Source organism: Pararhizobium sp. LjRoot238, from assembly GCF_964252955.1.
In the GTDB taxonomy this organism is placed as follows: Bacteria; Pseudomonadota; Alphaproteobacteria; order Rhizobiales; family Rhizobiaceae; genus Pararhizobium.
This window is the reverse complement of record NZ_CAXUPP020000001.1, coordinates 966,244-980,651: the sequence shown is the minus strand read 5'-3', so window position 1 is coordinate 980,651 and position 14,408 is coordinate 966,244. Positions and strand designations below refer to the sequence as shown.

At 61.3% G+C, this 14,408-nt stretch carries 14 protein-coding genes; 11 read left to right on the top strand and 3 right to left on the bottom strand.

The window, feature by feature from the left end; all coding sequences use genetic code 11:
- The first annotated feature begins 71 nt into the window (after positions 1-71).
- From msrA to ACSQ3F_RS04935, 4 genes are all read left to right on the top strand, one after another.
- Positions 72-719: a peptide-methionine (S)-S-oxide reductase MsrA gene (msrA, locus tag ACSQ3F_RS04950; RefSeq protein ID WP_436099206.1), complete on the top strand. Its 648-nt coding sequence runs from the start codon at positions 72-74 to the stop codon at positions 717-719.
- Positions 720-984: 265 nt separating this feature from the next.
- The gene (locus ACSQ3F_RS04945; protein ID WP_436099205.1) at positions 985-1,869 is read left to right on the top strand and encodes a helix-turn-helix domain-containing protein; all 885 of its coding nucleotides are present in this window, start codon (positions 985-987) and stop codon (positions 1,867-1,869) included.
- A 174-nt stretch (positions 1,870-2,043) separates the two neighbouring features.
- Complete coding sequence (locus ACSQ3F_RS04940) at positions 2,044-4,200, top strand: TonB-dependent siderophore receptor (protein ID WP_436099204.1); 2,157 nt, start codon at positions 2,044-2,046, stop codon at positions 4,198-4,200.
- Between the two features lie 297 nt (positions 4,201-4,497).
- Complete coding sequence (locus tag ACSQ3F_RS04935; protein ID WP_436099203.1) at positions 4,498-5,490, top strand: BMP family lipoprotein; 993 nt, start codon at positions 4,498-4,500, stop codon at positions 5,488-5,490.
- A gap of 76 nt (positions 5,491-5,566) precedes the next feature.
- Here ACSQ3F_RS04935 and ACSQ3F_RS04930 read toward each other — a convergent pair whose 3' ends face one another.
- On the bottom strand, positions 5,567-5,776 hold the full coding sequence (locus tag ACSQ3F_RS04930; protein WP_436099202.1) for a SlyX family protein: 210 nt from the start codon (positions 5,774-5,776) through the stop codon (positions 5,567-5,569).
- A gap of 279 nt (positions 5,777-6,055) precedes the next feature.
- Here ACSQ3F_RS04930 and ACSQ3F_RS04925 point away from each other — a divergent pair, with 279 nt between their 5' ends.
- From ACSQ3F_RS04925 to deoA, 7 genes are all read left to right on the top strand, one after another.
- The gene (locus tag ACSQ3F_RS04925; protein WP_436099201.1) at positions 6,056-7,591 is read left to right on the top strand and encodes an ABC transporter ATP-binding protein; all 1,536 of its coding nucleotides are present in this window, start codon (positions 6,056-6,058) and stop codon (positions 7,589-7,591) included.
- A complete protein-coding gene (locus ACSQ3F_RS04920) occupies positions 7,588-8,718 on the top strand; it encodes an ABC transporter permease (protein WP_436099200.1) in 1,131 nt (376 codons plus the stop codon). The genes ACSQ3F_RS04925 and ACSQ3F_RS04920 overlap by 4 nt, the downstream gene beginning before the upstream one ends.
- 3 nt (positions 8,719-8,721) lie before the next feature.
- The gene (locus ACSQ3F_RS04915; RefSeq protein ID WP_436099199.1) at positions 8,722-9,693 is read left to right on the top strand and encodes an ABC transporter permease; all 972 of its coding nucleotides are present in this window, start codon (positions 8,722-8,724) and stop codon (positions 9,691-9,693) included.
- A gap of 2 nt (positions 9,694-9,695) precedes the next feature.
- Complete coding sequence (locus ACSQ3F_RS04910) at positions 9,696-10,088, top strand: cytidine deaminase (RefSeq protein ID WP_436099198.1); 393 nt, start codon at positions 9,696-9,698, stop codon at positions 10,086-10,088.
- On the top strand, positions 10,085-10,882 hold the full coding sequence (locus ACSQ3F_RS04905; RefSeq protein WP_436099197.1) for a purine-nucleoside phosphorylase: 798 nt from the start codon (positions 10,085-10,087) through the stop codon (positions 10,880-10,882). Before ACSQ3F_RS04910 ends, ACSQ3F_RS04905 begins: the two co-directional genes overlap by 4 nt.
- Positions 10,883-11,011: 129 nt before the next feature.
- The gene (gene deoC / locus ACSQ3F_RS04900; RefSeq protein WP_436099196.1) at positions 11,012-11,788 is read left to right on the top strand and encodes a deoxyribose-phosphate aldolase; all 777 of its coding nucleotides are present in this window, start codon (positions 11,012-11,014) and stop codon (positions 11,786-11,788) included.
- The gene (deoA, locus tag ACSQ3F_RS04895; RefSeq protein ID WP_436099195.1) at positions 11,785-13,104 is read left to right on the top strand and encodes a thymidine phosphorylase; all 1,320 of its coding nucleotides are present in this window, start codon (positions 11,785-11,787) and stop codon (positions 13,102-13,104) included. Before deoC ends, deoA begins: the two co-directional genes overlap by 4 nt.
- On the opposite strand, the gene ACSQ3F_RS04890 is transcribed toward deoA, so the two are convergent.
- Together ACSQ3F_RS04890 and upp are read right to left on the bottom strand one after the other, a co-directional pair.
- Complete coding sequence (locus ACSQ3F_RS04890) at positions 13,094-13,612, bottom strand: TIGR02281 family clan AA aspartic protease (protein WP_436099194.1); 519 nt, start codon at positions 13,610-13,612, stop codon at positions 13,094-13,096. The two genes, deoA and ACSQ3F_RS04890, sit on opposite strands and share 11 nt — an antisense overlap.
- Positions 13,613-13,741: 129 nt before the next feature.
- Positions 13,742-14,371 (bottom strand): uracil phosphoribosyltransferase, encoded by a 630-nt coding sequence (gene upp / locus ACSQ3F_RS04885; protein ID WP_436099193.1) that lies wholly within the window; start codon positions 14,369-14,371, stop codon positions 13,742-13,744.
- Between the last annotated feature and the right edge of the window lie 37 nt (positions 14,372-14,408).

Sequence of the window (14,408 nt, the reverse complement as noted above, 5' to 3'; positions counted from 1 at the left end):
GGCCCCGAGACCGGCGCGGATGATCGGCGATGAGGTTTCCGCCGATTAAAAACAGCCGAAAGGAGACAGGCATGTTCCTGACCGAAATGTTCAACAAGAAAACCACGATGCCGGACCCGCAAAACGCGCTGCCGGGCCGGGAAGCTGAAATCCCCACCGCCGCCCGCCACTTCGTCAACGGTCATGCGCTGAAAGGCCCCTATCCGGCAGGCTACAAGCAGGTCCTGTTCGGCATGGGTTGCTTCTGGGGCGCCGAGCGGATGCTTTGGCAGATCCCCGGCGTCCATGTGACTGCGGCCGGTTATTCCGGCGGTTTCACCAGGAACCCGACCTATCAGGAAACCACGACGGGGCTGACCGGCCACACCGAGGTCGTGCTGGTCGTTTACGATCCCGCCAAGGTGTCGTTTGCCACGCTGCTGAAGGTGTTCTTCGAGGAACACGACCCGACGCAGGGCATGCGTCAGGGCAACGATATCGGCACGATGTATCGCTCGGCCATCTATGTCGAGGACGACGCGCAGCTGGCTGAAGCGATCACTGCCCGCGACACCTTCCAGGCGGCGCTGGCAAAGGCCGGGCACAAAGGCGGGATCACGACGGAAATCGAAAGGGCGGGTGCCTTCTACTTCGCCGATGCCGATCATCAGCAATATCTGGCGAAAAACCCGACCGGATACTGCGGCCTGCGCGGCACCGGCGTCAGTTGCGCCATTTGACTGTTGCGCTGCCAAGGTTCGAATCTCATTCGATACCTCTTCTGAAAGGCCGTGCCTGATCAGGCGCGGCCTTTTCGCGAGTGGGGTGCATTTGTTCAACACCTCGCCTGTCGGGCGCGCAGCGGCATGGCGAAAAGGTCACAAACGCGGGAAAGCATGGCTTTGCGGGCATTCCGGCAATTGAAACGATGCGGAAAGTCGATTAGTAAAACTTGACTATAATTAGCAAGTTTTAATGGTGGCCGAAGCTGCCCGAGATCGAGGCATGACCTTTCAACCGTGTATGAACAACAGGATTTCCGGTTTTTCCGTCATCGGCGGATGGAAGCGGCGTGAGTGGAACGGGATCGTCGCGGACTTGTGGGACGTCGAATGCGCGCCGGTCGCCGGAGGCTTCTACGTGGCGGATGATCCGCGGCTGTTTATCGTGCTTGATGCCAAGGGCGGCGGCAGGCGCAATATCCGGCTGCGCCAGGCGCGGCAGCCGGTCGCCGAGGATGGCCGGCCGCAGGTCATCTCCTATATACCGGCCGGCATGGAACTCTGGGCCGAGATGGTCGACGTGAACTACGTCCGCCATCTCGATCTGCATTTCAACGCCGAGATCCTCAGCCGCCGACTGATGGAAGACCTCGATCCGCGCAAGCTGGATATGCCGCGCCTGATGTTCTGCGAGCCGCGGTTTCTGGCGCTGGCGGAACTGATCGCTGCCGAATGCGTCAATCCGCAGCCGCTGCATGATCTCTATGGCGACGGCCTGTCGGTGGCGCTGTTCATCGATGTCATGCGGCTTGGCCCGGCCCGGACGCGCAAGCGCAGCGAACTGGCGGCCTGGCAGTTGCGCCGCTCGATCGACTATATCGAGGAAAATTGCCTGCGCGGCATCCGGCTGGAGGAGTTGGCGGCGCTGACCGGCCTGTCGCAGTCCTATTTCAGCCATGCCTTCAAGGCCTCCACCGGCCTGCCGCCGCATCAATGGCAGATGAAGGCCCGCATCGAGCGCGCCAAGACACTGATGCTCAAGGGCGGTCAGCCGATGAGTGTCGTGGCCGCCGCAACCGGTTTTGCCGATCAGGCGCATTTCACCCGCGTCTTCCGCAAGACGGTCGGCGCGACGCCCGCGGCCTGGACCAAAAGCCAGCGGCCGTGAACGGTCTCGCTTCGCCTGTGTGCGCTGCGGAATATAGACCAGAATCGTTCAATTTCGGCAGCCAGAGACAATCCCGGCCGGGTATAGTTGAATTAGATACTCAGCTTATTTTCATGGAAATGCCGGATTGCGCGCCGACGGCGGTGCCCGGCTTCAGGCTGGGGTGACGAACAGATGCAGATCAAGGGGACTGGCTTCTACCGGATATTGATGGCGAGCGCGGCGGTGGCAACGATCGCCATCCCTCAGGCGGCTCGGGCGCAGGATGCGGCAACGGGCAGCGCGACGACGTTGGAGCGCCTGACCGTCGAAGGCGGCAAGGGAAGCGACAGGCAAGCCACAGGCCCCGTCGACGGCTACGTGGCAAAGGCGACCGGTACCGGCTCCAAGACGGCGACGCCGATCTCCGAAATTCCGCAGTCGGTTTCGGTGGTCGGACGCGAAGAGCTGGAGGACCGCGGCGTTGTGACCAAGATCGACGAGGCGTTGCGCTACACCGCCGGCGTTTCGACCGAGCCTTTCGGCAGCGATCCGGATACCGACTGGTTCTACATCCGCGGGTTCGACGCGACGCAGACCGGCGTCTTCCTTGATGGTCTCAACCTCTATTCCTACGGTTTCGGCGGCTTCCAGATGGATGCCTACATGCTGGAGCGCGTCGAGGTTCTGAAAGGCCCGGCCTCGGTTCTCTACGGCGGCTCCAGCCCCGGCGGTATCGTCGATCTCATCCGCAAGCGGCCGCAGGACGAGCCCGCCTATTCGACCGAAATCGGCATCAACAATTTCGGCAATGCCTTCTTCGGCTTCGACGCGAACGACAGGCTGAACGACGACGGCACGCTCACCTACCGCATCACCGGCAAGGTCGCTGGCGGCGACAATTACAGCGATTATTCAGAGGACCTGCGCGGCTTCCTGATGCCGCAGGTGACCTATGCGCCGGACGATACGACGAGCCTTACCGTCTACGCCATTGTTTCCGCGCTCGACCAGACCCATGTCGGCAACGGCTTCCTGCCCTATGAGGGCACGGTGACGAGTGCTCCGTTCGGCAAGATCGACCGCGACTTCTTCTTCGGCGAACCGGATCACGACTACGGCCGCTATGATCAGCAAATGATTGGCTACGAGTTCTCGCACGAGTTCGACAATGGCTGGAAGATCTCGCAGAACCTGCGCTATGGCCACCTCGACAAGTCCGAAGAGCTTGTCTACCCCTACGCCTACACGGCAGATTATGAGCTGGCGCGCCTCGGCTTCAAGCACGATACGTCCGTCGACAGCTTCGCGGTCGACAACCGGGCCGAAAAGGAATTCGCCACCGGAGCGCTCGGCCATTCGCTTCTGCTCGGCCTCGACTACAAGAATTTCAAGATCGACCAGACCCAGGCGTCCGCATTTCCTGCGTCGAACCTCGACCCCACGGACCCGGTCTACGGGGGCGATCTCCCCGCCTATTCGACCTATCTCGATCAGGTCATGCGCCTGAAGCAGGTCGGCGTCTATGCGCAGGACCAGGTCCGCTTCGGCGATGGCTGGCTCGTCACCCTGAACGGCCGCTACGATCACGTCGATACGGAGTCCGATGCGGCGATCGGCACGAGCTACCAGGCGACCGACGATGCGCTCAGCGGCCGGGCCGGACTTGCCTATGAATTCGACAACGGCCTGACGCCCTATGTGTCCGCCGCGACCTTCTTCAATCCGCTCATCGGCACGGCCTTCGACGGCAGCCCGCTCAAGCCGGAAGAGGGGCATCAGTTCGAAGGCGGCATCAAATATGAGCCGACCTTCGTCGACGGCCTGTTCACCGCCTCGGTCTACCATATCGTCAAGCAGAACGTCGCCCTGACCCGGCCCGACTTCCTGCGGGAACAGTTGGGCGAGGTGACCTCCACCGGGCTTGAACTCGAAGGCAAGGTCAATCTGAACCAGAACTGGAAGCTGCTCGGTTCCTATACCTACAATGATCTGGAAATCACGGAGGACCTGAATGCCGACCTGATCGGTAACCGGCCCTATCTGATCCCGGAACATCAGGCCTCGCTGTGGCTGGAATATCTGGTGACGGAAGGTGCGCTGGAAGGCGTCAGCGTCGGTGGCGGGCTACGTTACCAGGGCGAATCCTTCGCCGACAACGCCAATACCGCCAAGGTTCCGGACGCCGTGGTTGCCGATGCGGCGATCCGCTACGAAAAGAACGGCTGGGGTGCGGCGCTCAACGTGACGAACCTGTTCGACAAGGAATACGTCAAGGGTTGCCAGGGCCTCTTCACCTGCGGCTATGGCGACCAGCGCACCATCACGCTGAAGCTCAGCAAGTCCTGGTAAGCTCAGTCCTCCATGATCTGAAGGCCGCGGCGAGAGCGCCGCGGGTTTTGGCGTTTGCCATTGCTCCAATATTGGGCTGCATTTGCCTGCAAAGCCGATGATTTCGCCGGTTTTTTGGGCGATTTACCTTTTTTTACCAATTGAAAAATTTCGGGTGAATTTTGATTTGAGGCGTGCAAGGATGCGCGCCAACCAGACATACCCTTAAAAAGGGAGTGGTGGTTCCGCAGACATGCTCCCGAAAGAGGAGCTTGCGGGAGGACCCAACAAGATCAATAGCAACAACAGGGCTGCACAATGAAAAAAACCCTTCTCGGTCTCTTTGCCTTCTCGATGATGTCCGCCACGGCGCTCGCCGCCGACATCAAGCCGGCGATCATCTACGATCTCGGCGGCAAGTTCGACAAATCGTTCAACGAAGCGGCCTTCAACGGCGCAGAAAAGTTCAAGACCGAAACCGGCATCGAATACCGCGAGTTCGAAATCGCCAACGATGCGCAGCGCGAGCAGGCGCTCCGCCGCTTCGCCGGCGACGGCAACAACCCGATCGTGATGGCCGGCTTCTCCTGGGCTGCAGCCCTTGAAAAGGTCGCTGTGGAATATCCGGACGTCAAGTTCGCCATCATCGACATGGTGGTCGATAAACCGAACGTGAAGTCGGTCGTCTTCAAGGAACAGGAAGGCTCCTACCTCGTCGGCGTGCTGGCCGGCATGGCTTCGAAGACAAAGACCGTCAGCTTCATCGGTGGCATGGATATTCCGCTGATCCACAAGTTCGCCTGTGGTTATATCGGCGGCGCCAAGTCGGTCGGTCCTGACGTCAAGGTTCTGGAAGCCTATACGGGTACCACGCCGGACGCCTGGAACGACCCGGTCAAGGGCGGCGAAATTGCCAAGTCGCAATTCGACCAGGGTTCGGACGTCGTCTATCATGCGGCCGGTGGCACTGGCGTCGGCGTGCTGCAGGCAGCAGCCGATGCCGGCAAGCTCGGCATCGGTGTCGATTCGAACCAGAACGGCCTTCAGCCGGGCAAGGTTCTGACCTCGATGCTCAAGCGTGTCGATGTGGCTGTCTATGACGCCTTCTCGTCGGCCAAGGAGGACAAGTTCGCCTTCGGCATTTCCAATCTCGGCCTCAAGGAAGACGGCGTCGGTTACGCGCTCGATGACAACAACAAGGCTTTGATCACCCCGGAAATGCAGGCTGCCGTCGATAAGGCAAAGGCCGATATTATTGCCGGCACCATCCAGGTTCACGACTACATGTCGAACGAATCCTGCGTCTACTGATCTCTCGGGATTGAATGAAAAAGCCGCTGGTCCGATTGGATCAGCGGCTTTTTTCTAGGCTAGACTATTAGCCGGCTCAGTAATGCGGTGGACGGGTAATCGCGGGCGCGTCGAGGCTTTGTTCCTCAAGGCTGAGGAACCGCTCGGTCAGGCGGTCGAGCTTGGCGCGGGTCTGCTCCACGATCTTCCACTGTTCTGCCAGCTGATCCGACAGTTCTTCGATCGTCTTCGCCTGATATGCGACCGTCTCCTCGAGCCGGGTGATACGTTCGCTGTCTTTGCTCATTGGGATTCCTCGGGACGTCGCGCAAATGTGAATGCATCCCCTATCATATCCACATGATGGATACAGGCTCCGCCGCTGCTATATTGCGTTTCGCTCGGAAGCGCGTAAATCGCGCTGGACTCTCCCCATTGAACTGGGAAGAGTAGGTAAACCGGCGATTTTTGGGCTTCCGCGTCCGGAATTCGATGCTAAACTTATACCAATTGGTAAAAAAATCGATGCCCGGGCTACCGCTGTCAAAGTGGAGAAAACCGGCCGACTTGGGGAACATGGGTCAATATGAACGATATTGCCATCGAATTGCGTGGCATCGACAAGAGCTTCGGTCTTGTCCATGCCAACAAGAACATCAATCTGACCGTCCGCAAGGGCACCATTCACGGTATCATCGGTGAAAACGGCGCCGGCAAATCGACGCTGATGTCGATTCTCTACGGTTTCTATCAGGCCGACAGCGGCGATATTGTGGTCGGCGGCAACAAGGTGACGATCAAGGATCCGAACGCAGCGATCGCCAGCGGCATCGGCATGGTGCACCAGCATTTCATGCTGGTCGAAAACTTCACCGTGCTCGAAAATGTCATGCTCGGGGCCGAAGACAGCCAGATCCTCAATACCAGCATTTCCAAGGCCCGCGTCGAATTGAAGCGGCTGGAAAAGGAATATGCGCTGGAAGTCAATCCGGATGCGCTGATCGAGGAGTTGCCGGTCGGCCTGCAGCAACGCGTGGAAATCCTGAAAGCCCTCTACCGCAAGGCCGATATCCTCATTCTCGACGAGCCGACGGGCGTTCTGACGCCGGCGGAAGCCGACCATTTGTTCCGCATCCTCGGCCAGCTGAAGGATCAGGGAAAGACGATCATCTTCATCACCCACAAGCTGCGCGAGATCATGGCGATCACCGACGAGGTTTCCGTCATGCGCCGCGGTGAGATGGTGGCAACGCGCCACACCAAGGAAACCTCGGTCGAGGAACTGGCCGAGCTGATGGTCGGTCGCCGCGTCCTGCTGCGCGTCGACAAGGGTGAAGCCAATCCCGGCGAGGTCAGGCTCTCGGTCGAAAACCTGACCGTCCGCGACAGCCGCGGCGTCACCATGGTCGACAATGTCTCCTTCAATCTGCGCGCCGGCGAGATCGTCGGCATCGCCGGCGTTGCCGGTAACGGGCAGTCCGAATTGCTGGAGGCGATTTCAGGCATCCGCAGGGCCGTCAGCGGCGAGGTGCTGCTCAACGGGCAGCCGGTCGATGTCACCGGCCACGCCGATCCCGGCGACTTGCGCAACAGGGGCCTCGCCCATGTGCCGGAAGACCGGCATCATGTCGGCCTCGTTCTGAAGTTCGATGAGGCCGAGAACGGCATTCTCGGCTATCACAATGACAAGCGCTACCTGAACGGCGTCTTCCTCGACACCAAGGCGATCCAGGCCGATGCCGAGGAGAAGATCAAGAAATACGATATCCGGCCGCCCAATCCGCGGCTGAGGACCGCCAATTTCTCCGGCGGCAACCAGCAGAAGATCGTTCTGGCGCGCGAGATGGAGCGCGGCCCCGACGTGCTGATCATCGGCCAGCCGACGCGCGGCGTCGACGTCGGCGCCATAGAATTCATTCACAAGCGGATCATCGAGATGCGGGATCAGGGCAAGGCCGTCCTGCTCGTTTCCGTCGAACTCGATGAAATTCGCGCCCTGTCCGATCGCATCATCGTCATGTTCGCCGGCCGCGTCGTCGGCGAGCGGGGACCGGATGCGACGGAAGGGGAACTGGGCCTCTTGATGGCCGGTGTCGAAGGCCGCAAGGAGGCCGCCGAATGAGCAATCCATACGCAAAACTGCCGGCCTGGGCCGAATACGGACTGATCCCGCTGGTCAACCTCGTCGTCGCTTTCCTAGTGGCGGGCCTCGTCGTGCTTCTGGTCGGCGAGAACCCGCTGAAGGCCGCCTATCACATGATCAATGGCGCTTTCGGCCGCGGTGAATATATCGGCTTTACGCTGTACTACGCCACCACCTTCATCTTCACCGGCCTGTCCGTCGCCGTAGCCTTCCATGCAGGACTGTTCAATATCGGCAGTGAGGGCCAGGCCTATATCGGCGGCATCGGCGTGGCGCTGGCCTGTCTCTGGCTGGACAAGATTATGCCGTGGTTTGTCGTTTTTCCGGTCGCGATCATCGGTTCGGCCGCCTTCGGCGCTCTCTGGGCGTTTCTGCCCGGCTGGCTGCAGGCCAAGCGCGGCAGCCACATCGTCATCACCACGATCATGTTCAACTTCATCGCGTCGAGCATCATGGTCTATCTTCTGACCCGGGTGATGAAGCCGCTCGGATCGATGGCGACCCAAACCCGCACCTTCGAGGCGGGCGGGCAATTGCCCAAACTTGACTGGCTGCTGTCCATCTTCGGGCTCAATGTCGGCAACGCACCCTTCAACGTCTCGTTCCTTTTGGCGCTGCTTGCGGCGTTCGGCGTCTGGGTGCTGATCTGGCGCACGAAGTTCGGTTATGAGATGCGCACCATGGGCTTCAGCCCTTCGGCTGCCCGATATGCCGGCATGAAGGAATCCCGCATCACTGTCATCGTCATGATGATTTCCGGTGGTCTTGCCGGGTTGATGGCGCTGAACCCGATCATGGGCGAGCAGTTCCGCATGCAGCTGGATTTCGTCCAGGGTGCCGGTTTCGTCGGCATCGCGGTTGCTCTGATGGGCCGCTCGCATCCGGCGGGCATCATTCCGGCGGCGATCCTGTTCGGCATGCTCTACCAGGGCGGCGCCGAAATCGCCTTCGAAATGCCGTCCATCTCGCGCGACATGATCGTCATCATCCAGGGCCTGGTCATCCTGTTCGCCGGCGCGCTTGAAAACATGTTCCGCCCGGCGATCGGCCGCGGATTTGCCACTTTCGGCAGGCGTTTCCCCGTCGCCGCGCAAAGGGGAGCCTGAGCCATGGAGTTTTTTCACACGATCGTTGCGATCCTTGAATCAACCATCCGCGTTTCGGTCCCGCTGATCTTCGCAGCCCTCGCCGGCCTGTTCACGGAGCGGGCGGGAGTGTTCGACATCGGCCTTGAGGGTAAGATGCTGGGCGGGGCCTTTGCCGCCGGCGCAGTCGCAGCCGTTACCGGTTCCGTCATGATGGGGCTTCTTGCAGCCATCCTCATCTCCGTACTCCTGTCGCTGCTGCATGGCTATGCCTCGATCACCCAGCGCGGCAGCCAGATCGTCTCCGGCGTCGCCATCAACTTCATCGTCGCGGGTTCGACCGTCATTCTGGGTGAAGCCTGGTTCCGTCAGGGCGGCCGCACGCCGGCGCTCGGAGGCGACGCACGCTTCCAGACCGTCACCTTCCCCTTTGCCGACGCGGTCAAGGACGTGCCGATCTTCGGGCCGATCTATTCCAGCCTGCTTTCGGGCCATTTCGTCCTGACCTACGTCGCCTTCCTTCTGGTGCCGTTCAGTTGGTGGGTTCTCTACCGCACGCGCTTCGGCCTGCGCCTTCGCGCCGTCGGTGAAAATCCGGGCGCGGTCGATACCGCCGGCATCTCGGTCATCTGGCTGCGCTATCGGGCGGTCATCTGCTGCGGCATCCTGTGCGGCTTTGCAGGTGCCTATCTGTCGCTCGCCATGAGCGCCGGTTTCGTCAAGGGCATGACGGCCGGCAAGGGCTATATCGCGCTAGCCGCTCTGATCTTCGCCAAATGGCGGCCGTTCAACATCATGATGGCCTGCCTGCTGTTCGGCTTCCTCGACGCGCTGGCGATCCGCCTCCAGGGCAATCCGCTGCCGTTCATCGGCCAGGTTCCGGTGCAATTGATGCAGGCGCTGCCCTATATCCTGACCGTTATCCTGCTCGCCGGCTTCATCGGCAAGGCGATCCCGCCGAAGGCCGGCGGCATACCCTATGTGAAGGAACGCTGATCATGGAAAACGAGCTTTTCGAAGCCGCACGCGAGGCGATGGCGAAGGCCCATGCGCCCTATTCGAAATTTCCGGTCGGTGCCGCCATTCGCGCCGAGGATGGCAAGATCTATACCGGCGCCAACATCGAGAACCTGTCCTTCCCGGAAGGCTGGTGCGCCGAGACGACTGCGATCAGCCACATGGTCATGGCCGGCCAGCGCAAGATCCTCGAGGTTGCCGTCATTGCCGAGAAGCTGGCGCTCTGCCCGCCCTGCGGCGGCTGCCGCCAGCGGCTTGCCGAGTTCTCCGGCGCATCGACCCGCATCTATCTCTGCGACGAGACCGGCGTGAAGAAGACACTGTCTATGTCCGACCTGCTGCCCCATTCCTTCGAGACCGAGATCCTCGGATGACGGCCGCGGCAGATATGCTCAAGGCGAAGCTTGCCGGCCTGTCGCCGCGTTACGGCATCGTGCTCGGTTCGGGCCTCGGCTCGCTGGTCGATGCGGTAGCCGATCCTGTGCGGATTTCTTATGCGGACATTCCGGGCTTCCCGGTCAGCGCCGTCTCCGGCCATGCGGGCGAATTGGTCGGCGGTACGATCGGTGGTGTTCCCGTCATCGTGCTTTCGGGGCGCGTGCATTTCTACGAACGCGGCGATGCCAACGCCATGCGTATGCCGATCGAAACGCTGAAGGCGCTCGGCGTCGAGACGCTGATCCTCACCAATTCAGCCGGTTCTCTGCGCGAGGATCTGCCGCCGGGTTCGGTCATGCAGATCACCGACCACATCAATTTTTCCGGCGTCAGCCCGCTGATCGGCGTCGATAGCGACGATCGTTTCGTTGGCCTCACCTCCGCCTATGATCCGCAACTGGCCGAACGCATGCGCGCTGCGGCAATCAAGCTCGACATTCCGCTGGGCTCGGGCGTCTATATGTGGTTTTCCGGCCCGAACTTCGAAACGCCGGCAGAAATCCGCATGGCACGTATTCTCGGCGCCGATGCGGTCGGCATGTCGACAGTGCCGGAGGTTATTCTCGCCCGGTTCTTCGGCCTCAAGGTTGCGGCCGCCTCCGTCATCACCAATTTCGGGGCGGGCATGACGGGCGGCGAACTCAGCCATCATGAGACCAAGGACATGGCGCCGATCGGTGGACGGCGTCTCGCCTCCATCCTGACGGAAATGATTTCGGCAAAAGCCTGATCGGCATGCGGAATGTACGGCACGGGCGGGATGGCTTTGCGTGCCGGTCTCAAGCGTATAGAACAAGCCTTCGTGATCGGCCGTCGCTTCGGTCACGAACCATCGTGATTTTAGAAATGGACGAATCCCATGACGCTCGAAGCCACCAATCGCCAGATAGCCGCGCTTGCGCTGTCGTTGCTGGATCTCACCGACCTGACGGACGATTGCACGCCGGAAGCGATCGAAAAGCTCTGCGCCTCGGCTCGAACGCCGCATGGCCATACCGCCGCCATCTGCATCTGGCCGCGTTTCGTCGCACAGGCTCGCGGCATACTCGGTCCCGGCAGCGCGGTGAAGATCGCCACCGTCGTCAATTTTCCCTCCGGTGAACTGCCGGTCGAAGCGGTCGTGGAAGAAACGCGGCAGGCGATCGCCGATGGTGCCGACGAGATCGACCTGGTCATTCCGTATCGTGCCTTCATGGCCGGCGACGAGCAGGCCGCCCGCACGATGATTTCGGCCGTGCGCCAAGCCTGCCCGGCGCCTGTGCTGCTGAAGACCATTCTCGAAACCGGCGAATTGAAGGATCGCGACCTGATCCGCAGCGCGTCGCACATCGCCATCCAGGAAGGCGCCGATTTCATCAAGACTTCGACTGGAAAGGTTGCCGTCAATGCGACGCTGGAGGCTGCTGACATCATGCTGACCTGCATCCGGGAAAGCGGCCGGAAGGTGGGCTTCAAACCGGCCGGGGGCGTGCGCACGGTCGGTGATGCCCGCATGTATCTCAATCTCGCCGCCACCATCCACAGCCCGGACTGGCCGATGCCATCGACCTTCCGCTTCGGCGCCTCGGGTCTGCTCGGCGATATTCACTCCGTGCTCGAAGGCCGCGAACCGGTCGCCGGCGCCACGGCCTATTGATCATGATCCCGCAGGAGATCATCCGGCGAAAGCGAAATGGCGAGGTGCTGGGCAAGGCGGAGATCGCCGCCTTCGTCCGCGGCCTTGCCGATGGATCGATCTCCGAAGGGCAGGTGGCTGCCTTCGCCATGGCCGTCTGGTTTTCCGGCATGAGTCTCGACGAGACCGTGGCTCTGACACTCGCCATGCGCGACAGCGGCGACGTCCTGTCCTGGGCGGATATCGATGAGCCCATTGCCGACAAGCACTCGACCGGCGGTGTCGGCGATAATGTCTCGCTGATGCTGGCGCCGATCGTGGCCGCCTGCGGCCTCGCCGTGCCGATGATCTCCGGCCGGGGCCTCGGCCACACCGGCGGCACGCTCGACAAGCTGGAATCCATCCCCGGCTACGACATCAAGCCGTCTGCGGCGCTGTTCCGGCGGACAGTGATGGAAGCCGGTTGCGCCATCATTGGCCAGACCGCCGATCTTGCCCCCGCCGACCGGCGGCTTTACGCCATCCGCGATGTCACGGCGACAGTCGATTCCGTGCCGCTGATCACCGCCTCGATCCTGTCGAAAAAGCTGGCGGCCGGGCTGCAATCGCTGGTGCTCGACGTCAAGATCGGCAACGGCGCCTTCATGGTGGGCCGGGAGGAGGCCGAGACGCTGGCCCGCTCGCTGGTCGGCGTTGCCAATGGTGCCGGCGTGAAGACCACGGCGCTGATCACCGACATGAACGAACCGCTGGCGGATGCCGCCGGCAACGCCATCGAAATCGAAAACTGCCTTGCCTTCCTGCGCGGCGAAAAGGCAGGCACGCGCCTCGAAACGGTGACGATGTCCTTTGCCGCCGAAATGCTGGTAACCTCAGGCGTCGCAGCAAGCCCCACCGAAGGCACCGATCTCGCCCGCCGTGCTCTTGCGAGCGGCGCGGCGCTGGAACGGTTTGCCCGCATGGTCCATCTGCTTGGCGGCCCCGCCGACTTCGTCGAGCGGTCGCAAACGTTTTTGCCAAAGGCGCCGGTCGTCCTGCCCGTCGAAGCCCCGCTTGACGGCTTTCTTCAGAGTTGCAACGCGCGCGACGTCGGCATGGAGGTCATTGCGCTTGGCGGTGGGCGCACCCGCCCGGATGAGCCAATCGATCACCGCGTCGGCTTCAGCGGCCTGAAACCGCTCGGCACGCCGCTTCGCAAGGGTGAGCCCTTCGCCTTCGTCCAAGCGGCCAGTGAGGATCAGGCGCAAAAGTCGCGCGCGCGGCTTCTCGAGATTTACGCGATCGGCGAGGAAGCGCCAGCAACGCGTCCCGTCATCGTCTCGAAAATCAGCGGATAAGGTGCAGCGCGCCGTTTTCGACGCGGTAGGACGAGAGCTTGTTGAGGAAACTCATGCCGACCAGCATGCCCGACAGGGCTTTGTCGGGAAGCACCATGGCCTCGACATCCCGGACTGAAATGGTGCCGATCTCTACCCGATCGAGCGTCACGCGCGCCGCCTTGACGGTGCCGTTCGCGGTGCTGACCGGCGCATTGAAAGATAGCGATCCCGTCGATACGCCAAGCCGCCGGGCTGTCGAGATATTGATGGCGATCACACTGGCGCCGGTATCGACGAGACCATCTTGCTTGCGGCCTTTGATCGTGAAGGTACCGAAGAAGTGTCCGCCGGCACTTGGCTCGAGCAGCACGCCCTTCCCGCCGGCATATTTTGCTGTGCTCACCTGCTGCGGCTTGGCTTCGGTTTCGTCGGTTTTCGAGCGGTCGAGATAGGATGTGGCAAGGCTCGGCAACAACATGGCAGCTATGACGACGCCTCCGGCAAAGATTAATAAACGCACCAGCATTCGTGTCACATCCCACGGGTCGAATGAAGGCTCCAGCTAAGCACGAACCTCGCTAACGGGATGCAAAAAGCCGCCGGAATTTTCGGCGGCTGACTGTTGATTGTGAAAATCTGGTTAAGAAACCCGAAACTACTTCGTCCCATACATCCGATCGCCGGCATCGCCGAGGCCCGGCACGATATAGCCATGTTCGTTGAGGTGGCTGTCGATGGCGGCGGTGAAGATCGGCACGTCCGGATGGGCAGCCTGGAAGTTGCGGATGCCTTCGGGAGCCGCGAGAAGGCAGAGGAAGCGCAGCTTGGTGGCGCCGCGTTCCTTCAGCTTGTCGATGGCGGCGATCGAGGAATTGCCGGTCGCGAGCATCGGGTCGACGACAATGACGAGGCGCTCCGACAGGCTTTCCGGCGCCTTGAAGTAATATTCCACCGCTTCCAGCGTTTCATGGTCGCGGTAGACGCCGACATGTGAGACGCGGGCGGAGGGCACGAGTTCCAGCATGCCTTCAAGCAGGCCGTTGCCGGCGCGCAGGATCGAGGCGAACACCAGCTTCTTGCCTTCGAGGACCGGCGCCTGGATAACCTGCATCGGCGTCTCGATGGTTTCCATCGTCAGTTCGAGATCGCGGGTGACCTCATAGCAGAGCAGGGTGGAGATTTCGCGCAGAAGGCGGCGGAACCCCGCCGTCGAGGTCTCCTTTTTGCGCATGATGGTCAGCTTGTGCTGAATGAGCGGATGATTGATGACTGTAACGCCGTCCATGGCCAAGCCCTCCTTCGGAAACCGGATTTACAATCCT

Excerpts from the sequence above, each read along its gene's own strand:
- ACSQ3F_RS04915 (WP_436099199.1), top strand. The coding sequence starts at position 8,722 with ATGGAGTTTTTTCACACGATCGTTGCGATCCTTGAATCAACCATCCGC.
- ACSQ3F_RS04945 (WP_436099205.1), top strand. The coding sequence starts at position 985 with ATGACCTTTCAACCGTGTATGAACAACAGGATTTCCGGTTTTTCCGTC.
- ACSQ3F_RS04935 (WP_436099203.1), top strand. The coding sequence starts at position 4,498 with ATGAAAAAAACCCTTCTCGGTCTCTTTGCCTTCTCGATGATGTCCGCC.
- msrA (WP_436099206.1), top strand. The coding sequence starts at position 72 with ATGTTCCTGACCGAAATGTTCAACAAGAAAACCACGATGCCGGACCCG.
- ACSQ3F_RS04940 (WP_436099204.1), top strand. The coding sequence starts at position 2,044 with ATGCAGATCAAGGGGACTGGCTTCTACCGGATATTGATGGCGAGCGCG.
- ACSQ3F_RS04925 (WP_436099201.1), top strand. The coding sequence starts at position 6,056 with ATGAACGATATTGCCATCGAATTGCGTGGCATCGACAAGAGCTTCGGT.
- ACSQ3F_RS04910 (WP_436099198.1), top strand. The coding sequence starts at position 9,696 with ATGGAAAACGAGCTTTTCGAAGCCGCACGCGAGGCGATGGCGAAGGCC.
- ACSQ3F_RS04920 (WP_436099200.1), top strand. The coding sequence starts at position 7,588 with ATGAGCAATCCATACGCAAAACTGCCGGCCTGGGCCGAATACGGACTG.
- ACSQ3F_RS04890 (WP_436099194.1), bottom strand. The coding sequence starts at position 13,612 with ATGCTGGTGCGTTTATTAATCTTTGCCGGAGGCGTCGTCATAGCTGCC.
- ACSQ3F_RS04905 (WP_436099197.1), top strand. The coding sequence starts at position 10,085 with ATGACGGCCGCGGCAGATATGCTCAAGGCGAAGCTTGCCGGCCTGTCG.
- upp (WP_436099193.1), bottom strand. The coding sequence starts at position 14,371 with ATGGACGGCGTTACAGTCATCAATCATCCGCTCATTCAGCACAAGCTG.
- deoC (WP_436099196.1), top strand. The coding sequence starts at position 11,012 with ATGACGCTCGAAGCCACCAATCGCCAGATAGCCGCGCTTGCGCTGTCG.
- ACSQ3F_RS04930 (WP_436099202.1), bottom strand. The coding sequence starts at position 5,776 with ATGAGCAAAGACAGCGAACGTATCACCCGGCTCGAGGAGACGGTCGCA.